The sequence below is a fragment of the Streptomyces sp. NPDC053755 genome (assembly GCF_040677675.1).
Taxonomy (GTDB): Bacteria; Actinomycetota; Actinomycetes; order Streptomycetales; family Streptomycetaceae; genus Streptomyces.
The window spans coordinates 1-21,388 of record NZ_JBFASK010000063.1; the positions used below are offsets into that span (position 1 = coordinate 1).

At 73.6% G+C, this 21,388-nt stretch carries 18 protein-coding genes and 2 pseudogenes; 6 read left to right on the forward strand and 14 right to left on the reverse strand.

The annotated features are described in order from the left end of the window. The first annotated feature begins 374 nt into the window (after window positions 1–374). The 4 genes from AB0K65_RS31520 (at window position 375) to AB0K65_RS31535 (ending at window position 3,728) form a co-directional block, all read left to right on the forward strand. Window positions 375–737 carry an amphi-Trp domain-containing protein gene (locus AB0K65_RS31520; protein ID WP_365722582.1) on the forward strand — a complete coding sequence of 121 codons (363 nt, stop codon included), beginning with the start codon at window positions 375–377 and terminating at the stop codon, window positions 735–737. A 219-nt stretch (window positions 738–956) separates the two neighbouring features. Then, window positions 957–1,469 carry a thermonuclease family protein gene (locus AB0K65_RS31525; protein ID WP_365722584.1) on the forward strand — a complete coding sequence of 171 codons (513 nt, stop codon included), beginning with the start codon at window positions 957–959 and terminating at the stop codon, window positions 1,467–1,469. A gap of 538 nt (window positions 1,470–2,007) precedes the next feature. Then, the gene (locus AB0K65_RS31530; protein WP_365722586.1) at window positions 2,008–3,249 is read left to right on the forward strand and encodes a hypothetical protein; all 1,242 of its coding nucleotides are present in this window, start codon (window positions 2,008–2,010) and stop codon (window positions 3,247–3,249) included. A 338-nt stretch (window positions 3,250–3,587) separates the two neighbouring features. Beyond that, on the forward strand, window positions 3,588–3,728 hold the full coding sequence (locus tag AB0K65_RS31535) for a hypothetical protein (protein ID WP_365722588.1): 141 nt from the start codon (window positions 3,588–3,590) through the stop codon (window positions 3,726–3,728). Between the two features lie 70 nt (window positions 3,729–3,798). Here the strand turns inward: AB0K65_RS31535 and AB0K65_RS31540 are convergent, their stop codons facing one another. The 3 genes from AB0K65_RS31540 to AB0K65_RS31550 all read right to left on the reverse strand — a co-directional run bounded on the left by AB0K65_RS31540 (window position 3,799) and on the right by AB0K65_RS31550 (window position 5,291). Continuing rightward, window positions 3,799–4,104, reverse strand: coding sequence for a hypothetical protein (locus tag AB0K65_RS31540; RefSeq protein ID WP_365722590.1), 306 nt, complete (start codon window positions 4,102–4,104; stop codon window positions 3,799–3,801). Window positions 4,105–4,157: 53 nt separating this feature from the next. Continuing rightward, the gene (locus AB0K65_RS31545; RefSeq protein WP_365722592.1) at window positions 4,158–4,580 is read right to left on the reverse strand and encodes a hypothetical protein; all 423 of its coding nucleotides are present in this window, start codon (window positions 4,578–4,580) and stop codon (window positions 4,158–4,160) included. Window positions 4,581–4,763: 183 nt separating this feature from the next. Beyond that, a complete protein-coding gene (locus tag AB0K65_RS31550) occupies window positions 4,764–5,291 on the reverse strand; it encodes a hypothetical protein (RefSeq protein WP_365722594.1) in 528 nt (175 codons plus the stop codon). Between the two features lie 448 nt (window positions 5,292–5,739). Here AB0K65_RS31550 and AB0K65_RS31555 point away from each other — a divergent pair, with 448 nt between their 5' ends. Both AB0K65_RS31555 and AB0K65_RS31560 read left to right on the forward strand, forming a co-directional pair. Continuing rightward, entirely contained in the window at window positions 5,740–6,780 is a 1,041-nt protein-coding gene (locus AB0K65_RS31555) for a VWA domain-containing protein (RefSeq protein ID WP_365722596.1), read from the forward strand. Window positions 6,781–7,713: 933 nt separating this feature from the next. Beyond that, on the forward strand, window positions 7,714–8,358 hold the full coding sequence (locus AB0K65_RS31560; RefSeq protein ID WP_365722598.1) for a hypothetical protein: 645 nt from the start codon (window positions 7,714–7,716) through the stop codon (window positions 8,356–8,358). On the opposite strand, the pseudogene AB0K65_RS31565 reads toward AB0K65_RS31560, so the two are convergent. The 11 genes and pseudogenes from AB0K65_RS31565 to AB0K65_RS31615 all read right to left on the reverse strand — a co-directional run bounded on the left by AB0K65_RS31565 (window position 8,355) and on the right by AB0K65_RS31615 (window position 21,136). Next, a pseudogene (locus AB0K65_RS31565) lies at window positions 8,355–9,254 on the reverse strand (IS5 family transposase). The gene AB0K65_RS31560 and the pseudogene AB0K65_RS31565 overlap by 4 nt on opposite strands. 8 nt (window positions 9,255–9,262) lie before the next feature. Continuing rightward, window positions 9,263–11,071: a serine/threonine-protein kinase gene (locus AB0K65_RS31570; protein WP_365722600.1), complete on the reverse strand. Its 1,809-nt coding sequence runs from the start codon at window positions 11,069–11,071 to the stop codon at window positions 9,263–9,265. A 369-nt stretch (window positions 11,072–11,440) separates the two neighbouring features. Continuing rightward, a pseudogene (locus AB0K65_RS31575) lies at window positions 11,441–11,972 on the reverse strand (hypothetical protein); the annotation flags it as partial. A 197-nt stretch (window positions 11,973–12,169) separates the two neighbouring features. Further along, window positions 12,170–13,369 carry an FAD-dependent oxidoreductase gene (locus AB0K65_RS31580; protein WP_365722602.1) on the reverse strand — a complete coding sequence of 400 codons (1,200 nt, stop codon included), beginning with the start codon at window positions 13,367–13,369 and terminating at the stop codon, window positions 12,170–12,172. A 157-nt stretch (window positions 13,370–13,526) separates the two neighbouring features. Beyond that, window positions 13,527–14,471, reverse strand: coding sequence for an RNA polymerase sigma-70 factor (locus tag AB0K65_RS31585; protein ID WP_365722604.1), 945 nt, complete (start codon window positions 14,469–14,471; stop codon window positions 13,527–13,529). A 203-nt stretch (window positions 14,472–14,674) separates the two neighbouring features. Further along, a complete protein-coding gene (locus AB0K65_RS31590) occupies window positions 14,675–15,079 on the reverse strand; it encodes an STAS domain-containing protein (RefSeq protein ID WP_365722606.1) in 405 nt (134 codons plus the stop codon). Then, window positions 15,076–16,365, reverse strand: a complete 1,290-nt coding sequence (locus AB0K65_RS31595) for a cobalamin-dependent protein (protein ID WP_365722608.1) — start codon at window positions 16,363–16,365, stop codon at window positions 15,076–15,078. The genes AB0K65_RS31590 and AB0K65_RS31595 overlap by 4 nt, the downstream gene beginning before the upstream one ends. Beyond that, window positions 16,362–18,158, reverse strand: a complete 1,797-nt coding sequence (locus tag AB0K65_RS31600) for a PP2C family protein-serine/threonine phosphatase (protein WP_365722610.1) — start codon at window positions 18,156–18,158, stop codon at window positions 16,362–16,364. Before AB0K65_RS31600 ends, AB0K65_RS31595 begins: the two co-directional genes overlap by 4 nt. 197 nt (window positions 18,159–18,355) lie before the next feature. After that, window positions 18,356–19,768 carry an FAD-dependent oxidoreductase gene (locus tag AB0K65_RS31605; RefSeq protein WP_365722612.1) on the reverse strand — a complete coding sequence of 471 codons (1,413 nt, stop codon included), beginning with the start codon at window positions 19,766–19,768 and terminating at the stop codon, window positions 18,356–18,358. A 9-nt stretch (window positions 19,769–19,777) separates the two neighbouring features. Further along, window positions 19,778–19,966 carry a ferredoxin gene (locus AB0K65_RS31610; RefSeq protein ID WP_365722615.1) on the reverse strand — a complete coding sequence of 63 codons (189 nt, stop codon included), beginning with the start codon at window positions 19,964–19,966 and terminating at the stop codon, window positions 19,778–19,780. A gap of 237 nt (window positions 19,967–20,203) precedes the next feature. Further along, window positions 20,204–21,136, reverse strand: a complete 933-nt coding sequence (locus tag AB0K65_RS31615; RefSeq protein ID WP_365722614.1) for a pyridoxamine 5'-phosphate oxidase family protein — start codon at window positions 21,134–21,136, stop codon at window positions 20,204–20,206. Window positions 21,137–21,388 lie beyond the last annotated feature (252 nt).

Consider the following 21,388-nt stretch of genomic DNA (forward strand, 5'->3'; position numbering starts at 1 on the left):
ATCGTGCGCCCCGTCACCCGGAGCGCTGTTTCCGATGAGAGAAACGCTACGTTGCATTCAAGAATGTGGCAACACTGTTGTTGCACGGATTGACGGTAAGTGCAGGTGAGATGAGGCAAATCATTGCGATGATGTCGAGCTAACGCAACAATCCTGGCCGCCGAGCATTGCAATGGAGTGAAGGTGAACGCTCGGGCGGGGTGCTGTTCCCGTCGGCGGCTCGCTCCGTGCCGGGGACGGCGGGCGCCGGTGTGCGGGTCGGGCCGGGGGTCCGGCCGGCGGGGCTTTCACCCGTGGCGGCCAGGAGGTGTCCGATGCGGCGAATGGCAGCAGCATGGGAGTTGTCTGCTTGCTTCACACGATCGGAGACCGGCATGAAGGACCTCAAGTTCGAGCACAAGCGGTCACTGTCACGCCGTGAGGCCGCCGACCAGCTCACCGCCCTCGCCGCGGCGCTCAGGGAAGGCGGGGAGGCCGAACTGGAACTCGGCTCCGGGACGCTGAGCCTGCGGATCCCCGACGAGCTGCACAGCGAGATGGAGATCGAGGTCGGCAGCGGGCAGATCGAGCTGGAGATCGAGTTCACCTGGCCGACCGGATCGAACCGGCCGGCGACGGCGCGGAGCGTCGCGGACGGCGCCGAGGAAGCCCCGCGGCAGAAGAGCACGCCCGCCGGCCAGAGCGGCACGGGCGGCAGGAGCAAGGGCACGAAGCGATCCCCCACGAAGACCCCCTGATCCCTTCAGCGCAGCGGCCGTACAGGGGGCCGACCGCCTCCGTACGCCCCTCCACCGCGCCGCACGGCGCGCCGCGGCAGGGCTTTGTGCCCAGCGGCTCATCAGCGCGCCCTCACCGAGGCGCCGGGCCCCGCCCGCGCGGCGCACGAAGCGTTCCCTCGCCCCGCCGCATTTCCCCTCAGGGGCCGCAGGTGGCCGTACTGATCGAAAGGGCTGGACATGCCTTTCCTGTCCCGCAGCCGTGGCATCGCCCCGGCTCTCGCCACCGCACTGCTGAGCCTGGGCCTCATGGCGCCCGCCACCCCCGCGCATGCCGCCCCGCCCGGGCCCGTCGTCCTCAGAGTCATCGACGGCGACACCCTCGAGGTACGTGGCACCGGCAGGGTCGTTCCGGCCGGCGACGTCGCCCGCGTGCGCCTGCTCGAGATCGACACCCCCGAACGGGGCGCCTGCTTCAGCCGCCAGGCCACGGCTCGGACCGCCGAACTGCTGCCACCGGGCACCACGCTGCGCACGGAGATCGATGTCGAGCTGAAGGACCGCTACGGCCGCTACCTGCTCTACGTCTGGAACGAACGAGGCGTCTTCGTCAACGAGTCCCTGGTGCGAAGCGGCCACGCCAAGAGCGTGCTGTACGAACCCAACGACAAGCACTGGAAGACGATGACCACGGCCCAGGCCGCCGCACGCCAGGCCGGCGCCGGTCTGTGGTCCGCCTGCCCGGGAGCCTGACGGTTCCCCTCAGCGCGCTGGACGCTCCCCGCGTGCGCCCCTTTCCCTCCCTCTGGCCACAGTTCACGGCAGGTGACAGCACCCCGGTCCGAGAAGTTCCGTCCGGCCTATTGGAGCTCCATCGGTGCGGGTGTCCGGGCTCGGTGGGACAGGCGAAGATGTTCAGCAGGCCGTCTCGGCCGATCGTGAGCTGCGTGGGGCAGCGGTCCCGCAGGCGCTCGGCGATGTCCCATACCTCCTGGGGCATCCAGCCGCCGTCGGCGCCGCTCCACTCCCAGCTGCCCACGCGGTCTGGGACCGTACAGTTCCTGTTGACGTGCGGCGCAGGTTGCGCGGACACACCGTTGCACTGTGCGTGATCTCGGCTGTGTCGCTGCGGTCGCGAAAAGCAGGCTGCCCACGAACGTCCCGAGCGTCGTCGCCGACAAGCGCCTGCGGGACTACGGACGGGTTGATCAGCCCATAATCGGAGTCAGTGCCGAGCGACCCGGCGCACTGCACCCCGCCCCGGGTGCACTCACCGCGATCGGAGAGCACCGTGAAGAACAGGGCGTTGTGGCGTGTAGTTGACAACGAGAGTGGTAGCCAGTCCATCGTCAGCACGCCCTCCGAGGCGGTCGCGTTCGTCAACAGCCGGTTCGACACCGATGACGACGACGAGCCGTTCAGCATCACCGAGGTCGGTCCTCTCCTTCCGAAGCCGCTCGGGGTCATCACCGCATGGGCCTCCGAGAAGGACGGCGAGCGAACCGACGGGCGTACTGCCCCGATCACCATCAGGCCGGTTGTGACGGACAACGCCAGCGAGTGCGATGACGTCGTGCTCTGGGGCGACGTGTACGTCTCCTGGGACCACGATATGTACACCGTCGAGGGGCCGGACGGCTCCGAGTACGGCGAGGCTCACAGCACAGCCGAGTTGAGCGAGATCCTCGACGAGTACGCCGGCGACTATGAGTACGCGCCCGAAGGGCCCGACAGCCACAGGTGGCCGAAACCGGAAGAGTTGATCGCTTACGGCGCCCAGGAGTGTGCCAAGCGGTTCGGGCACCTCGACGACGACGCCCTGCTGTGGCTCGCTGCCACCCGCATCACGCTCGCCGTGTGGCGCAACACACCCGTCGAGAACTGGCATGCCGGGAAGAGTCCGCTGCACGACGGCACGATGATGCGGATCAACACGGCAACCACCCGACTCGTGCGCTCGATGCTGTCGTTCGACCATGTCAACTGGATCGGTCTCGGTCTCGCGATCGTCAACCCGTCCCGGGTTCTACCGACCGGGCAGTCCGTGCTCGAGCTCGGGCTGGCCTGCCACAACCCTGACGACCCGGCACACGAGGTTGATCCGCGCGAAGAACTCGCGGAGATGGCGCAGGACGCGATCGCTTGGGGGCGAACGTACCGCCTTCGCGAGAAGGAGTTCGGCCTGCGAACCCTGATCGAATTCTTCTGCGCGTTCGACAACGGCTGGTTCGGGGCTCCGAGTTGGGGGCGCATCGTCGATCGGTTCCTTACGGCTGTCGACGACCGGGAGAATGCGCACTGGCGCATGCACCGGGACGAGCCGTGGTTCGGCGAGTGGTTCACCAACCGCCCGGCCGACATTGCGGACATCACGGAATTTCGTCGGCTGCTCCATGCCGGGCCCGACCTGCTGTCCGAGGAGGCCGCCGAATGGTGCGTGGAAGGCGCCATCGGCTACATCTGCCAGGATGACCACGCGAACGGCTGCCTGCGGTGCGGTATCCCGCTGGCAACGGAGTCCCCAAACGAGTGAACGTGGGCAGCCTCTTCCGCGAGCGCTACGTTCGCGTCCGCCTGAGGGGCCCACGCCGGAGCGACGTCAGGATCCCGCAGGCGCGCGCCGCTCTCGATGACGACCGCGACACGTGGCGGAAGCCGACCGGGCGCCGCCCTCTTCGATCCGGGCAGCCGCCGGACGGTGCCGGGTGCGTGGCCGGGCCGGGCGTACCGGAGCCGCCGGGTGCCCGGGCCGGGCGAGCGGGCGTGGCGTCTGCGCGCCCCTGCCTCCCTGCGCCGGGCCTAGATCCGTTCCGGACGACGTGCCCGCCGTCGGCACCCGCCCAACGGCTTCGAGACACACGGGGAGGGGATGTGGCGGCTCTGGCCTGCGTGGAGGAACGGCGCGCCCGTCAGGTGCTGCGGCGTCAGCTGGGCCTGGTGCGCGCGTGGCCCGCGCTGGACGTCGAGGTCGAGCCCGTACGGCACCGGCACAGCGCCCGGCGGCTTGCCTGAGGGCCGCCCCGGGTGCAGGGGCCCTCCCCCGTGCCGGCACGTCGGCCGGTATCGGCCTCGCGCCGGCGGGTCAGGCGGTTCGGGCGTTCGCGGGGCGGCGGGCTGTCGCACGGCGCGGGGCGGCGTGATGGGCGGGCCTGTGTGCGGGGGTGATGGCCTGGAGGCGCCGCAGCCACAGCCAGGCCGTGCACAGCAGGCCGGTGAAGACCGCCAGGAGCGCGACGGAGACCCACATCTGCCGGCTGCCGGGATGCGCCCACCCCGTCCAGGCCGCCGCCGCGGCCCACAGCGCGACTCCCGCCGCGTAGAAGGTGCGGACCCGGCGCAGCTGCCGCGCGGCCCGCAGGGACATCAGGTGCTCCGTCTGGGGTGCCATGGCGAGCCGTGTACCCCGGATCGGCGCGATACATCAGGGGATTTCGGTACTTCTCAGGCCTCGGGTGCCGGGGTCCACGGCTTCGCGGGGAGCGGCGGGCCCTCCAGGGCTCCGCGGACCTTCTCCTTGAGGGATTTCGGCGGGGCCTGCCTCTCCTCCTGCGCATGGACGAGGCGTGCGGTGCTCACGCGTATGTGGCACTCGCGGTGCCGCTGCCTCAGGCGCACCACCCAGGCCCCGTCCTGGGTGAGGAAGGCGTGCCGGGCCGGTTCGTCGCCGGGCCGGGCGTGGCGGGCGAGGATGCCGGGGAGGTAGTGCAGGGCAGCGTCCTGGGCCGTCGCGGCGGCCTGCGCTTCGCCTCCGCTGACGTGGTGGGTGGCGACGAGCGTCCAGTGGTGCAGTTTGAGGTCGACGCCGTCGGCGCGACGGCTCACCCGGGTGTCCTCCTCGATGAGGACGTACCACTCGTCGGTCATGGCGAAAGCTTATGCGGCGCGCACCTCGCCTGGCCCGGGCGTTTCCCCACCCCGTGTGCGTGGAGGGGGGTTGGGAAGGTCGTGGCCGCCGGCCCGCTGCCGGGCCGCGGGTTCCGACGGAGGCGGTGAGCCGGGGCCCCCGGGGGGGACTCCCCCGGGGTGCGCCGTGGTGCGGGCCGGTGTTCAGGCAGCGCGGCAGAGTTCCGCGGGGCCGGCCGGGGCCGCGGCGCGCGCCATGGCCGGCTGTACCGGAGGGGCGGTGCGGGCGGGGGTGGGCGTGGCGTGCGGGCGGGGGCGTGCGAAGACGACCAGGCGCAGCACGGCGAACCGGGCGGCGCCGGCGAGCGCGCAGGCCGTGAGGTAGACGGTCTGCTCCAGCGCCGCGCCGGACGCGGGTGCCAGGTACCGCAGGGCGAGCATGGCGATGCAGGTGGCCGTGTACGCGGCTGTCGCGGAGCCGGCCGACTGCAGGTGCTGGCGCCGGGTCGCGCGCCCGCCGGCGCCGAAGGTGAAACGGGCGTGCAGTTCGGTGGCGAGGAGCGTGGAGGCCACGGTGATCGCGGCGTTGGCCAGGACCCACGGTAACCAGGAGGCCAGGGCCGCCACGGCGAAGCTGGAGCCGACTCCCACCCCGCCGCCGCAGACGACGAAGCGGGCGAAGGCGGTGAGGGCGCCTGGTGCCGCCGGCTGCCGGCTCTGTGCCTGTTCCATGGTCCGACCCCCTGTTGATGAACCGTCCGCCCCGTGGAGCGCCCGCCTCCGCGGCCTGCGGAACCGGACCATGCGCCACTCTTGGCTCCATCATGGCGCACAAGTGGCGCCATTGCGAGCCATTTATGGCACCACTCTGGGAGTGCGGGGCGCGTGAGGCCGGTGCCGCGGGCGAACGCGCAGGCCGGCAGGCCGAGTCGGGTGACCGGAGCCGCAGCCCGGCACGCCGTGGCGGGCTGCCGAGGGGAGCGGGACTGAGGGAGAGCGCGCCCGGACGCCGACGCTCCGGGCGCCACCGCAGGGCAGGTGCGCAGGGGCCGGACGGCCCGGTCCGGTGGCGTCCCACCGGAGGCCGGCCGGGCCGTCGTCGGGGGCGCTGGAGCGACGACCGGTTGTCAGTGGCGGGTGAGACGGTAGGAACATCACGTCGCGACCAGGGGGAGCTGCCATGTCCGTAACTCAGAACTACATCAACCATGTTGCTCTTGTGCTGGACGCCAGTTCGTCGATGTCGCACCTGAGCCGCAAGGTCGTCGAGGTCGCCGACCAGCAGATCGAGTACCTCGCCCGCCGCTCCCGGGAGCTGGAGCAGGAAACCCGCGTGACGGTGTACGTCTTCGCCGACACGGTGGAGTGCGTCGTCTACGACAAGGACGTGCTGCGGATGCCGTCGCTGAAGCAGCTCTACCGGGTCGGCGGCATGACCGCTCTGCTGGCGGCCGCGCTGAAGTCGCAGCGGGAGCTGGCGCAGACGGCGCAGCTGTACGGCGACCACAGCTTCCTGACGTTCGTGCTCACCGACGGGCAGGAGAACGCCAGTCACCGCTGCGCGGACGCTCCCGCCGAAGATCCGCGGGCGCTGGTGCGGGCCGTGGCCGAGATGATCGGGACGCAGCAGGACAACTGGACACTGGCCGTGCTGGTCCCGGACCAGATGGGCAAGCGCGAGGCGATGCAGTACGGCTTCCCCAAGGAGAACATCGCGATCTGGGACGCCACGAGCACCCAGGGCCTGGAGGAGGCCGGGCAGGTCATCCAGCAGGCCACCGAGAAGTTCATGGTGGGCCGCACCCAGGGCATCCGGGGCTCGCGGGCGGTGTTCACCACGGGCGCGGAGGCGGTCAACAAGGACACCATCAAGGCGGCCGGGCTCACCCCGGTGGATCCCTCGCAGTACCGGCTGCTCGCGGTGGCCAAGGACGCGGGCATCCGCGAGTGGGTCCTGGAGAGCGGGCACACCTACCGTACCGGCGGGGCGTTCTACCAGCTGAGCAAGTCCGAGAAGATCCAGGCACGCAAGCAGATCGCGGTGCTGGAGAAGAAGACGGACCGCGTGTACACCGGGCCCGAGGCCCGCGCTCTGCTCGGCCTGCCGGACGTGGAGGTGCGCGTCAAGCCGGACCACAACGACGACTTCACGATTTTCGTGCAGAGCACCAGTGTGAACCGCAGGCTCGTAGCGCACACGCGGCTTTTGCTGATGAGCTGACCGCCGAGAAGCCCCGGGACGCCGGGCGGGCGGGACCGCGCGGTCCCGCCCGCCCGGCGTCCCGCATTCCCCGGCCTGCCCCGTCGTGCGCATACCGGCCGCGTCGGCGCCGGTGCAGTCTTTATTGCGGTCACGGCCCATCGGGCGGCCCGCGCCCGGCGCGGCGATGAAGTCACCCCTCTCGCCCGTCGGCCCGCGCTTTCCCTCCCCGCAGTTTGCGGTGCGGGGTGAATCGGCGTCATACGGCAACGCCCCGGCCTTGCCTCATCCCCCGCCCCTCATCCCCATCCACCGCATCTGCGTGCCTCGCCGGGGTGCGCCGTGTGGTCGGCGCACCGGCTTAAGCGCCGCCGGCCGAAATACCCGCGTTTCCTCACCGGCTTCCACGGTGCGGTCCCCGGTCCATCCCCCGGTTCAACCGGCAGGATCGCGCGACACGGATCGTTTGTGACCACCCCTTTTCCATGAGCCGGCCGGTGAAGACGACCGCATGGCGTCTCGGATCCTTCCGCCCGAAGCCACGGCGCCGCCCACCGGCACGGGACGTGCGAAGACGGCCCCCTCGTGTGGCATTGCACGGTGAACGGCACGGGCTTGAACACATCTGGCCCCCGCCGCTGATGCTCATGTTTCCCCGCAGGATTCGCCCCCCGCCCGGACAGGACCGGCTCAGCCGGCCGCAAGCGGAGCGGGATGCCCTCCGAGCGTGATCGCCCCCACAGCTCAATTGCCGGAACTCCGGGCGCGCTGCCGTGAACCGGCATCTCTTTCCCCACGTATTCCACCGGCATGGTCCAAGCCTCCGGTAAACCGCGCAACAGGCGTACGATGCACGTCCCCACACTCCGCTTTATGCCCGGGAGACGTACCCTGTCGGCATTCGATCGTCGTCACCTGGCATGACGCGGCCCCCCAACCTCACAGGAGACTCACGTGCCTTCAGCCAGCATCGCCGCGCCCAGCGCCCAAACCACCGTTTCCGAGCTCCGAAATGAGCTTCCCCGGCTCGAACAGCGCCAGCAGGAACTGGAGAAGGACCTGGCCGCGGTCTCCGAGCGGGTGAACACGGTCCGCAACGCCCTGACGGCTCTGCTGGCCCTGGCCGAAACTCCCGCACCGCTCGCCGTGGAACAAGAAGCCGCCCCGGCCGTGGAAAACGGCGCGGAGCCGCAGAGCGACTCCGCGCCCGAGAACACGGACACGGTCGCACCGGCTGAGAGCACCACACTGCCCGCACCCCGCAAGGCAACCAAGTCCCGCTCCAGCAGCGCGCAGAAGGCGACGAAGACCAGCGCGCGCAAGGAGCGGGCCGCGGCGAAGCCGTCCCGCGCCAAGGCCGCGGCCCCCAAGAAGCCGGCCGCCGCACCGCAGGACGCCGGAAGCCTCACCGAGCAGGTGGCCGCCGTCCTCCTGCAGAACCCGGACACTCCCCAGCGTGCGCGGGACGTGGCCAAGGCAGTGGGCCGTGACTCCTCCGCGGGCGAGATCAACACCGTCCGCAGCACCCTTGACCGCCTCATCGCCTCCTCCCGCGCCGTTCGCGCAGGCCGCGGCCTCTACCAGGCGCCCGGCAACTAGGCCTTGTCCGGCCGACATGTCCGGAGCCAGATGATGACCGCTGCGGCGGTTGCCGTGCCGAGGTAGACGTAACGACGCTTGTCGTATCTGGCAGCCACTGCCCGATTCTGCTTCAGTCGGTGGATGGCCCGTTCGACGGTGTCGCGTTTCTTGTACCGCTCTTCGCCGAAGCCGGCCGGTCGCCCGCCGCGTGAGCCTTTGCGCAGGCGGGCAGCCTGACTGTCGGCCTTCTCCGGGATCGTGTGCCGGATGCCCCGGCGCCGCAGGTACTCACGGCAGGGCCCGTTGCTGCAAGCCTTGTCGGCTGCGACGCTTTCGGGCTTCTTGCGCGCGGCCTGCCCGGCCCGATCTTCGGGACACGGATCTTTCCAGGACCGGCTTGGACTGCGTGCAGTCTGCTCGCTGGCCTGGCGTGACGATCAGAGACCATGGGCGGCAGCGGCCGTCCGCGCTCAGGTCGGCCTTGGTGGTGGACCCGCCGCGCGAGCGGCCCAGCCCTCACCTCCAGCACCACCTCCACCGGACGGGCGGGCAGGCTCTGCCCCGGCGTCTCGCGCTGATGTTCTGCCCTTCGGCCCCCCCTTTGAAGCGAGAGCCGGCGGTGGGTCGGCGCGGGCGCCGGCCGCATGCTGATGCGCCCGCACGATGGTGGAGTCGACCGAGACATCCCAGTCGATCCCGCCCGCGGCGTCGGCCGCGGCCTGGGCCTGGGCCTGCTGGAGCAGACGCTCCCCCGCCCCGTCGGCCGACCACAGCCGGTGCCGTTCGTAGACCGTCTCCCCTGGCCCGCACCGTTCAGGCAGGTCCCGCCACTGCACGCCGGTCCGCACCCGGTGCGGAATCCCGTCGATCACCTGCCACAACGCCTGTTGCCGACCGGCAGGAAGCAGGCCCAGTCAGGGCATTACGCGGAGGTCCGGCGGCGGGCGTGGCCGGGCGGAAGGGCGGCGCGAACGGTGGCGGTCAGGGCCGCGGCCGCCAGCAGGAACAGCAGGACGCGGAAGACGTAGCCGAGGACGCCTGCGTGCAGCAGGCCGTTGAGGGCCACCAGGACGAAGCCGAGCCCTCCCGCGACGACGGGCATGCGGCCCGCCGGATCGCCCACGAGGGTAAGGACGATGCCCATGGCGAGTACCGCGGTGACCAGCGAGAAGAGCACCGTCTGCAGCACCCCCTGCCCGTATGTCGTCGCGCCCGCGTCGACGGCCTGGGAGGCGGAGACGGCGAGGGCGGGCGCGGCGAGCAGGGTGGTCAGGGCCGCGGCGACGGCTCCACGCCGTACGACCGGATCCTGCCGCACCCGGGTGCCGTGGCACCAGCGGGCCGTGGAGGGATGCAGGGCCGCGACGACCGCCGTCACGGCGGCGAGGGCCATCAGCGGGCCGACGGCGTGGGCGATCACGGCGACACTCGTCGGCCCGTGCGCCACCTGGTACTGGATGACGGCGCTCAGCCCGTGCAGCGCGGTCGCCGCGCCCGCCACCGCGACCGTCCGCCGGCCGGGCGGCCTGCGGCGCAGCAGCAGCCCCACCCCCCAGCCGAGTGCGGCCACTTCGGCCAGGCCCAGCAGCAGGTTCGCCACGATCAGCCCGGTGGGGGCGCCGCGTTCGGTGAGGTAGGTGGCGGCCTGGGACAGCAGATACACCAGGGGCGGCAGGCAGCTCAGGGCTGCCGCCATCGCCACCGCCGCGCCGCGGCGCGCCGTGAGATCGGCTCCGTCCGGCTCCTGGGTGGTGGCCGGGACGGTCGGGGGGATGTGTGGGTCCTGCGGGGACGAGGTGGTCGCGGCGGTCGGGGTGGGCGGCGTGGGGTGAAGTCGCCGCAGGTCCGCTGCGAGTTGCGCCGCGCTTCCGTGCCGCCGGCCGGGGTCCTTGTCGAGCAGCCGCAGGATGAGGGCGTCCCAGGCGGCCGGCAGGCCCGGCGCGAGGGTACTGGGGGCGGGCGGGGTGTCGGTGAGGTGGGCGGTGAGATAGCCCACCGTGTCGGGCGCTTCGAAAGGCAGCCGGCCCGTGAGGAGTTCGAACAGCACGCAGCCCAGCGCGTAGAGGTCGCTGCCCGGTTCGGGGCGGCCGCGGGCCTGCTCGGGGGCCATGTAGGGCGGGGTGCCGACGATGAAGCCGGTCTGGGTGAGCCGGTCGGTGGTGGCGTACGGGTCGGCCGCCCGCGCGATGCCGAAGTCCAGGACCGTGGCGTTGCCGGAGGCGGTGACCATGATGTTGGAGGGTTTGATGTCCCGGTGCATGATGCCGGCCCCGTGCGCCTCGGCCAGCGCGTCGGCCACCTGCGCGCCCCACCGTGCCGCCTGGGCGGGGAGGATGCCGCCCTGGCGCGCGAGGACGTCAAGGCCCTGGCCGCGCAGGCGTTCCATGACGAGGAACGGCGTCGTCCGCCCGTCGATGCGTGCCTCGCCGACGTCGTGCAGGGTCACGATGTGGGGGTGCTGGAGCCGGGCGGTGAGCCGCGCCTCACGCAGGAAGCGGGCCCGGGCGTCGCTGGCGTGGCTGCCGCCGCCGGAGAGCAGGGAGACCAGCTTGACCGCGACCGGCCGCTCCAGGGTCTCGTCCCGCGCCTCCCACACCTGCCCCATACCGCCTTCGCCGAGCGGCTCCACCAGCCGGTAACGGCCCCCCAGCAACTGCTCCCGCACCGCCACGCCCCCTTCGTCGCGCCCCGTGCCGGAACCGTCCCGGCCTGCACGTCCCTGCCGGATCATGCCGCGTCCTGCGCCCGTGTACAGGCGGTCTGGCGAAACTCCGCCCGCCTCGCCCCGCCCGCGGGGGCGCCCGGGTGGGTGCGCGCGGACCGGGAAGCAGGGCGCCGGGCGCGGCCGTTGCCGTACGGACCCGAGGGTCCCAAGGGGGCCCGGGGTGGGCCGGGGCCCGGGTGGCGGGTGGCCGGGTGGCCGGGTGGCCGGCTACCGCCGCAGGTGGCGCCCGCCGCGGCGGTGGAGGCGTGGCAGGCCCCGCTGGTGCAGGCCGTACGCGCCCGGGCGGGCGCTGTGCGCCGCCGGGGCGGCCGGCCGGGCGCGGCTGAGGGGGGAAGGGGCTTCCTGCCCGGCGGTGGGCGGGGCGGGTCGGCTCCCCTGTTCGTCGGCGAGGGAGGTGACCGGGGCGGGCTTGCCGATGACGGCCAGGGGTGATGAAGAGGGTGGTCTGGCCGATCGCGAGGGTCGGGGTGGCCGGTGGCTTGTCGTCGTAGTGCCGGGCCACCTCGGCGTACAGCTCGTCGGTGACGCGTTCGCGGCCGTGCGGGGCCGGCTGGAGCGTTGCCTCCGCCAGTGCCGGCGCGGCGCGTTCGGCGTCGGTGACGTACGGGGCGTCCTGCCAGGAGGAGACCGCCGTGATGCGTTCCTCGGACACGCCGGCCTTGTGCGGGAAGGCGGTGGTCAGGATCGTCAGGCAGGTGTGGGCGACGATCTGCCCGGCGCGCAGGTGGACCGGGTTCATCGTGGTGCGCGGCACCGGACGGTTGCCCGTGGCCCTGAACAGGGCGGCGCTGATGTCGGTCACCTCGGGGACCAATGCGGCGGGGTCGGGCGTCCGGGAGACCGCAGTGGTGGTCGGGGTGGTGGGGGTGCTCGGAGTGGTGGTCGGGGTGGCGGGGGTGGCTGTCATGGCCGGGCTCCTTCACTGCGGCCTGTGCGGTGTGTTCACCGCACGGACGGAGCCGGCCGCGCGCATGTGACCGCAGCGGGAAGAGTCTTTTCTGTCTTCTGCGGTGCGCCCGTGTCTTCGGGTGCGTCCAGGGGAGCGCTCGGGCCTCCCCCGGGGAGCGGGCGCCCTGTGGGGGGCGCCCGCCTTCCCGGGGTGGGTCAGGCCTGGGCGGTGGCGGGGGTGGAGGTGGGGGCGTCCTGGCCCACGGTGCGGTGGCGGCGGACCGGCAGGCCCAGGGTGGGGTGGGCGACGCCCCAGGCGGCGCCCTTGCAGATCAGTTCCTTGTAGAGGGCGGCGAGCCGGCCGGTCAGTGCCCTGTCGACCGCCTGGTCGTCGGCGGTGACGTACTGGATCAGGCCTTCCCTGCGGCCCAGCGAGATGCACTGGTTGAAGTACCGGATCGGGGTGCGGGGGACCTTGTTGCCGGTCAGGCGGGCCGCGATGGCGTCGGCGGCCTGCCAGGCGGCGGGGGTGCCCGAGGCGCAGGACATCCGCAGCGGCTTGCCGCCGGGGCCCATCGCCATGGCCGCGTCGCCGACGGCGTACACCTGGGGGTGGGAGAGCGAGCGCATGGTGGCGTCGACCTTGATCTGGCCGGTGTCGGTGACGTCCAGGGTGGTGGCCTGTGCGATCGGGTGGGTGGCGAAGCCGGTCGTCCAGACGGTGACGGCGGCCGGCAGGGTGCGGCCGTCGGCGGTGGTGACGTGGTCGGCCTGGACGCCGGTGACGGCGGTGTGCTCGTGGACGGTGATGCCGAGCCGGGCGCACACCTCGCGCAGGTGGGCGCGGCCCTTGTCCGAGAGCCACTCCCCCAGGGCGCCGCGGGCGGCGAGGGCGACGGCGAGGTCGGGGCGGGCTTCGGCGATCTCGGTCGCCGCTTCCAGGCCGGTCAGGCCGCCGCCGACGACCAGGACCTGCTGCCCGGGTCCCAGGGCGGCCAGGCGCTCGCGCAGCCGGAGCGCTCCGGGCCGGCTCGCGATCTCGTCGGCGTGTTCGGCGGTGCCGGTGGCGCCCTGGTCGTTCCAGCCGCTGCCGAGCGCGTATACGAGGGTGTCGTAGGGCAGTTCGGCCACGGTGCCGTCGGGGTCGGTGACGGTGACGGTGGAGCGGTCGGCGTCGACGGCGGTGACCTGGGCGAGCCTGAGGCGGACGCCGGTGCCGGCGAACATCTCGTCGAAGGGCCGGGGGGTGAGGTCCTGGCCGGCGGCGAGCTGGTGCAGCCGGACGCGCTCGACGAAGTCGGGTTCGGCGTTGACGAGGGTGATGGCGACGTCGTCGCGGTGCAGCCGCTTGGCGAGGCGGCCGGCCGCGATCGCTCCGGTGTATCCGGCGCCGAGGACGATGATGCGGTGCTGCATGTGCTGCTCCTGTCTGCGCGGCCCGGCCCCTGTTGGTGCGCGGTCTTGCCCCTTGAACCGGGCAGCGGGCCGTTTCCTGACAGCACTGCGGTGTGAAGCAGCTCACACCCCTGTGCGGGGGGGCGGGGAGGCTTCGCAGACGCTTTCGCGGGGGGTTTCACAGGGCGTGGAACAGGGGCGGGCCGTGGTCGGCGGCGGCCCACCTGCCGGTGGCGCGCTGGAGTTTGTCGGGGTTGACCTGGCTGCGGACCGCGGCGATGCCCTCGGCGGCGAGTTCCAGGCACATGATGCCGACGACCCGGCCGTCGATGACCGCGACGACGGCGGGGCCGCCGTTGGCGGTGGCGATGTGGATCTCGGGCGAGCCGCCGATCAGGGCGCGCTTGGCGGGTGCGGGCTTGAACAGGCCGCGCATGAAGGTGGCGACCGCCTTGGCGCCTTCGAACGCCTTGGCGCGGGCGGGGACCTTGCCTCCGCCGTCGCCGATCGCCAGAGCGTCGGCGGTGAGCAGCTTCACCAGCGGTTCGGTGCGTCCGCTGGTGGCGGCCGCCAGGAACTCCTCGACGATCCGCCGGGCGGCGGCCTGGTCGATCTCGCTACGGGCCTTGCCCTGGGCGATGTGCTTGGTGGCGCGGTGGAAGATCTGCTGGGTGGCGGCTTCGGTGAGGTCGAGGATCTGGGCGATCTCCCGGTGCGGGTAGTCGAACGCCTCGCGCAGGACGTAGACCGCCCGTTCCCTGGGGGTCAGCCGTTCCATGAGGATCATCACCGCGTAGGAGACCGAGTCGCGCTGCTCGGCGGTGTCGGCCGGGCCGAGCATCGGGTCGCCGTCCAGGAGGGGTTCGGGAAGCCACTGGCCGACGTAGGACTCGCGTCGGGCGCGGGCGGAGGTGAGCTGGTTGAGGCACAGGTTGGTCAGCACCTTGGTCAGCCAGGCCTCGGGGACCTCGATGCGTGCGGTGTCGGTGGCCTGCCAGCGCAGGAACGTCTCCTGCACGGCGTCCTCGGCCTCGGCGGCCGAGCCCAGGAGGCGGTAGGCGACAGCCGCCAGACGGGGCCTGGCGACCTCGAAGCGGTCCACGTCCTGCGTCGTCAGCGGCATGGCCCGGATCCTATCGGGGCGCGGTGGCCGCCCCGGTGGCCGCCCGGCGGCCGGGTTGCCGCCGCAGGCCGCTCCCCGGCCGCAGGAGGAGGGCCGCCCGGCCCCTGGCCCGCGGCTCACCGGGGCCTGAACCGCCGGTGAGGGCCCGCCGCGCCGGCCCTCACCCGCGGGGGCAGCCCCGGGGCGGGAGAGGTGGCCGGGGGTTAGCGGGGGCCGGGCAGGGGCGGGGCGTCGTCCTCGGCGGTGTCGTCGCTCTCGGCGGCGGCCGGCGCGGTGGCGCCGGTGAAGTGCTGGTGGGTGCCGGTGAGGTGGAGCAGGCGGTCGAGGAAGTCGGGGCGGGCGTCCAGGTGGAGGCGTACTCCGGCCGCGGCGGTGTCGCGGTGCAGGGTCAGCAGGGTGGACAGGCCCGTCGAGTCGCACAGGGTCAGCCCGGCGCAGTCCAGGTGGATGTCGGCCGGCCGGCGGGCGGGGGCGAGGTGGGTGCGGGCGGCGTCCAGGAGGTCGTCGGCGGTGTCCCAGTCGAGGTCGCCGGTCAGGGTCAGGTGCAAGGTGCCGTCGTCGGCGGTGGCGGCGTCGAGGCGGAAGGGAACGTGGGGGTGGGTGGTCATGCGTGGTTTCCGGGGCCGGGGACGGTGGGGCGGGTGTTCAGTGCGGTGCGGGCCGCGTGGAGGTGGGTCAGGGCGCGGGGGAAGTCGCCCAGTTCGCCGGCCAGGAGGTCCAGGGCGGGGCTGAGGACGGTGGGGGGGACGCCGCGGGCGGTGAGGATGTCGGCGGTCCAGGTGGTGAAGCCGGTGAACAGGGCGGGGTCGTCGGTGTAGAGGGAGGCGGCGAGGAAGTCGACGATGTGGGCGATGTCCTCGGCGGTGCGTTCGCGCTGTTGTTCGGTGTAGTCCCGCATCGGGGGGATGCGGTCTTCCAGTGCGGCCAGGACGCCTGCGACGAGCCGGGGGGCGGTACGGGTGACCAGGGTGTACTCCTGGTCGGCGAGGTGGGGCAGGTCGCCCGGTGGCTGGTGCAGGGCGTGGGCGGGGCGTTCGAGGCGGGTGGCCAGGACGTCGGCGGCGGCGCGGGCGTCGGGGGCCCAGCCGTCGGCGCCCAGGAGGCGGGCGTAGCGGCCCTGGGGGCCGAAGGCGGCGCCGCCGGCCAGGACGGGCAGGCCGATGGCCTGGACGGCGGTGATCGCGGCGTGCGCGGTGGGCAGGCGGGTGGGCAGCGAGGAGGAGAGGGCGACCACGTCGGGGCCGGTCTGGTGCAGGTGGGCGATCAGGTGGGGGGTGGGGACCTGGGCGCCGAGGAAGTCGACGGCGAAGCCCCGGCCGCGCAGGACCTCGGCGAGGATCCGGGCGGGCAGGGCGTGCCACTCCCCCTCGACGCAGGCGACCGTCACCCGGGCCAGGGGCGCCGGGGCCTGGTGGGGGGTGCGGTGGGCGGCGGCGGCGATCACCCGGTCGTGGATGGCGGTCGCGGCGTGTTCCTGGGCGACGGTGATACGGCCCGCGGCCCATTCCTGGCCGACTTTGGCCTGGACGGGGCCGATCACGTCCAGCAGGACGTCCTCGAGCGGCATCCCGGCGTCCAGGGCCTCGAAGCAGACGGCTGCGGCGGCGTGTTCGCTGCGCGCCTGGACGGCCGTCCACAGCCGCTCACGCGCCCGCTCGCGGTGGCCGGGCCCCTGGGCGCCGGCGGCCCCGGCGGCCCCGGCGGCCCCGGCGGGCGGCTGCGCCTCGGTGCCGGCGGGCGCGCCGGGGGCGGTGTCGGCGGGGGCGGGGGCGGTGGGCGAGCCGGTGCCGGTGCCGGTGGGCGAGCCGGGGGCGGTGCCGGCGGGAGCGCCCGTGGGGAGGCTGGTGTGGGGGCGGGTGGGGGCCGGTGGGCCGGCGGTGGTGTGTGAGGTCATCCGGTGTACCTGCCCCGGGTGTGTCCGTTCACCGCCGTCAGATGGGTGGTGTGCGGGGCGGTGATGGCCACCAGTGCCATGTCGTCGTGGGGTCCGCTGCCCACCCACTGCGCGGCGAGCATCTGGATGCGTTCGACGACCGCTTCGGCCGGCAGTCCCACGCACTCGCTGAACGCGGCCTTCAGCCGCTTCTCGCCGAACATGGCGGAGGCCAGCGGCCCGCCGCGGGCCTCGGTGATGCCGTCGGTGTAGAGCAGGCAGGTCTCCCCCGGCGCCAGGTGCACGGTCGCCGAGCGGGAGGTCACCGACGGCAGCGCGCCCACCAGGGTGCCGGCGGTGTCGGCCTCCTCCACTTCGCCGGTGGTGCGCAGCAGCAGCGGGCGGGGGTGCCCGGCGCTGGTCAGACGCAGCCGGACCTGCGCGCCGACGCGTTTGACGGAGGCCAGTACGAGGGTGGCGAAGCGGGTGTGGTGGGACGTCAGCAGGGCGTCGTTGAGGAGGGTCAGGACGTTTTGGTGGTCGTCTGCCAGCGGGACCATCGCCTGCAGGGTGTTGCGGATCTTTCCGGTCAGGACGGCGGCGTCCAGGCCCTTGCCGCAGACGTCGCCCAGGATCGCGAGGGGTTCCTGGGCGGCGTCGGAGCCGGGGTGGACGTCGTAGAAGTCGCCGCCGACGCGTTCGCTGTCCTGGGAGGCGCGGTAGCCGCCGGCGAACTCCACACCGTGGACCTGGTGCAGCCGCGGCGGGAGGAGTTCGGCCATCAGGGTGCGGGTGATGCGGGCCTGTTCGCCGTAGAGGCGGGCGGCCGACAGGGCGGCGCCGGCGCGGGCGGCGAACAGGCGGGCGAAGAGTTCCTCGGAGGTGTCGAAGGCCGCCTGGCCGCCGCGGCGCAGCAGGATCAGCGCGCCGGCCGGGACTCCGTGGCCGGGCAGCGGGATGACGGCGACCGAGCCGGGGGTGGTGGTGCCGAAGTCGTCCGGGTAGGCCCAGGAGGGCAGCGCCGCGGGGTCGATCCAGCGGGAGGGCACCGGCGGGAAGCCCTGCAGGGCCTCGGCCAGGCCGGGCAGGTCGGCCGGGTTCACGGCCTCGTTGCGGCGCTGGGTGTGCTGTCCGGAGGCGTGGACCAGGGGGTAGCGGCGGCCGGAGGGCGGGGCGACGACCACGGCGGCGTCCGCGAGGTGTTCGGCGGCCAGCAGCGCGGTCATCTCCAGGCAGCGTTCGGTGTTCAAAGACGCCAGCAGCCGGGTGGAGGCCTCCGCCAGGAACGTGGTGCGCCGGCGTTCGCTGTCCAGGGCCTGCTCGAGGGTGTGCCGGTCGGTGTCGTCGGCCAGCCACCACGCCACATCGCCGTGCTCGCCCAGGGTGGCGTAGGCCCGCAGAAGCCGGCCCTCGTGCCGGCCCTGTACCGGCTCCGGACGGGCCGGGTCGTGGGCGGGGCGGGGCGGGCCGCCCTGCCCGGAGGAGGCGGCGCCCTGCCGGGGGGCGGCGCCCTGGGGGTGCTGCGGTGCGGTGCCGTGGGGGTGCTGCGGGGGGCGGGCGGGGGGCGGTGCGGTGCGGGGCCGGGGCGGGCGGGCCAGGCGCCGGTGGGCGTCGGCCAGCCAGGCCGGGGCGACGTCGGCGAGCCACGCGCCGCTGATCATGTCGGGGAACAGGGCCGCCGCCGCCTCGTTGACCTCGACCACACCGCCGTCCCGGCAGGCCACCAGCGCCGGGTAGGGCGCGCGCAGCCAGGAGGTGCTCACACTGGAGGCGACACCTTGCGACCGGCCGAAAGCGCTCTGGGAAACAGTCATACGCGGGGGCCCGCTGTGCGGGACCCACCACCTTCCACCTGGAAAACAGATCCGCTCTCCACCATTCCGCACTGCCTCGCGGCGCATCAAGCGAACCGGCCCGCTCCGCCCGGCTATACATGCCGCACGGCAACACTCACACATTCCGGGTACACCGGCTTCACACAAAAGTCACCTGGCTGGACGTGTCGCGGGGCTCACGCTGCCCGTGATGTGCCGGGTGCGGGGCGGGCCGTCGTGGCGGCGGAGCCGTCGGCGTTGTCCTTGGCCGGGTTCCCGGCCAGGTCCGCGGCGGTGTCCTCGGCACGGCCCTCGGCACGGCCCTGGGCGAGGTCCTGGGCGAGGTCCTGGGCGAGGTCCTGGGCGAGGTCCTGGGCGAGTGCGGTGCGGTAGGCGGTGATCCGGGCGGCGCGGTTGGCGGTGAGGGCTCCGATCAGGCGGCCGTGGCGGTAGTAGGCGACGTCGAGGCGCTTGGTCGCCGGGTCGAGTTCGCGTACCTCGTGGTGGTCGGCGTAGCGGGGCAGGCCCACGGCGCGGAAGCGGACGCCGTACTGGGTGGACCAGAAGGAGGCGACGGGCCGGTAGGCGGCCGGAGCGCCGGGATGGAGCAGGGTGCGGGCCGCGGCCTGGGCCTGTTCGACGGCGTTGCTCCAGTGGCCCAGGCTGAGGAGCTGGGGGGCGTGGGGGTGGGGGAAGCGGGTGACGTCGCCGGCGGCGACGATGCGGGGGTCGGGGCGGCCGTCGGTGGTCAGGACGCGGGTGTAGGCGTCGGTGAGCACTCCGCCGTCGAGGGCGAGTCCGGAGTGCTCGAGCCAGTGGGTGTGGGGGGTGGCGCCGAGCGCGAGGAGCACGGTGTCGGCGTCCAGGCGCCGGCTGCCGCCGGTGCCGGTGGGGGCGTGAGTGGGTGTGTCGGTGGGTGTGTCGGTGGGTGTGTCGGTGGTGGTGAGGGTGGCGTGGGTGATGCGGGGGTCGCCGTGGAGGGCGGTGACGGTGGTTCGGGTGAGGATGTCGACGCCGGCGTCGTGGTGGAGGCGGGTGAGGAAGGCGGCCGCTTCGGGTCCGATGGCGGCCTGCAGGGGCAGGGGTTCGGGGGCGACGAGGGTGACGTCGTGGTCCAGCGCGCGGGCCACGGAGGCCACTTCGCAGCCGATGAACCCTCCTCCGGCGATCAGGAGCCTGCGGGGGGCGGCGGTCAGGTCGCTCTTGAGGGCGTGGGCGTCGGCGAGGGTGCGCAGGGTGTGGACGCCCGCGGGGGTGGGGGCGGGCCAGGGGCGGGCGGCGGCGCCGGTGGCGATGACGAGCCCGTCGTAGGGCACGCGGGTGCCGTCGGCGAGGTGGACTTCGCGGGCGGCGGTGTCGAGGTGGAGGGCCGGGGAGCCGTAGCGGGCGCTGACGCCCAGGGCGGCGGGGTCCTCCAGGGTGAGGCCCGGGGTGGTGGTGTGGCCGGTGAGGAAGTCCTTGGACAGCGGCGGCCGGTCGTAGGGCGGGTGGTCCTCGGCTCCGATGAGGGTCAGGGGGCCCTGGTGGCCGGCGGTGCGCAGTGCCTGGGCCGCGCGCAGGCCGGCGAGGGAGGCTCCGACGATGACGATGTGTGCGGGGCGTGCGGGCATGGCGGTGGGCTATCCCTCGATGCGGATGGCGCGGACGGGGCAGACGGCGGCGGCCTTGAGGACGCTGTCGCGCAGGTCTTCGCCGGGTTCGGCGGTGTAGAGGAGGTAGTCGTCGTCGTCGAAGGAGAACACCTCGGGGGCGGCGAAGACGCACTGGCCGTGGCTGTCGCACAGGTCCCTGTCGACGGTGATCTTCATGGTCATGCGGGTGCTCCTTCGAGGGCTGGGAAGTGTCCGGGCGGTGCCGGCTTCCGCGACGGGCCGGGGCCCTGGCGGCGCTTGGCGCGTACGGCCGCCGGGCGCGAGGGCGGAAGGCGGGGGGGGCCCTGGCGGGCGGCGCACGCGGGGGGGCGCAGATGCCTGCCGGGCGCGCAAAAGGGGCTGCCGGGAGGGTCAGGGAAGGTGTGCGGGGGGCGTGGCGGCGGGGGCCTGCGGTCACAGGCCGGGGCCGGAGAGCGCCGGGGGCGCGGGGGGGTTGAAGCGGGAGTACTGGGGGGCGCTCCAGCGCAGCGGGGAGGCGTGGTCGGCCTGCACGGCGTGTTCGACGGTGAATTCGACGATGCGCTGGGCGCCGGGCAGGGCGGCGGCGTGGCCGGGGTCCCAGTCCACGGTGGCGGTGCCGGTGAGCTGCAGCAGGGTGCCGGTGGACCAGTCGGGCAGCAGGAGGCCGGCGCGGGGGTCGACCTCGAGGTTGCCCAGGGTGCCGAACATGGCGTTGCCGACGTAGTCGGGCCAGCGCAGGCGGGTGGGGCTGAGGACCTGGAGGAAGCCGGGGTGGCCGCCGCGGTGGGAGGCGTCGGCGTTGCCCTCGCGGTCGGCGGTGGCGATGAAGAAGGTGTCGGCCGCCTGGACGAGGGCCATCTGGGCGGGGGTGAGCTCGCCGGAGTGGATCCGGGGCGGGGCGGGCACGGCGGGTGGGGCGGAGGCGGTGAGGGGCTGCCTTTTCTGGATGTACTTGGGGCAGTTGGCGTAGACCTGGTCGAGGTCGGCGTGCAGGCCGCCGGCGGTGGGGCGGGCGGTGCCGTTCATCCGCATGCGGCGCCGGGTGGCCGGTTCGATGGCGATCATGCCCAGGCGGGCGGGGCGGGTGAGCGCCCGGTGCAGGGGGTCACCGGCCGGCAGGGCGGCCTCGATGGCCAGGGAGGCCGGGCCGGAGGCGGTGAGGAATCCCGGGGCGCCGGTGAGCAGGGAGGCCCACATGGCGCCGTCGTCGCCGGCGGCGCCGATGACGAGCATGGGCTGCTGGGCGAGGAAGTCGACGGCGATGTCGGGGATTTCGTCCTTGATGGCCGCGGAGGAGAACCCGGCGTGGTCGAGCAGGCCCGCTCGTTCCTGCACGCTGCGTTCGCCCTGGTGGTAGACGCCCATGTCCGGCTCCTTCCGAGGCGGTGACGCGGGGAGTTGAAGAAGATGGCCGCCCGTCTGGGCACCTGGAGCCCCAGAGGGCCGGCCGGGATGGTCGCGCCCGGGCGCGGTACACGCCTGAAGACGGCGCGCCCCCGAAGACGGCGGGGGGAGGCGGTGTGGCCCGGGGGGGGGCCGGGCGGGGGGGGGGGGGGGGGGGTTGTGGGGGGGGGGGGGGGGGGGGGGGGGGGGGGGGGGGGGGGGGGGGGGGGGGGG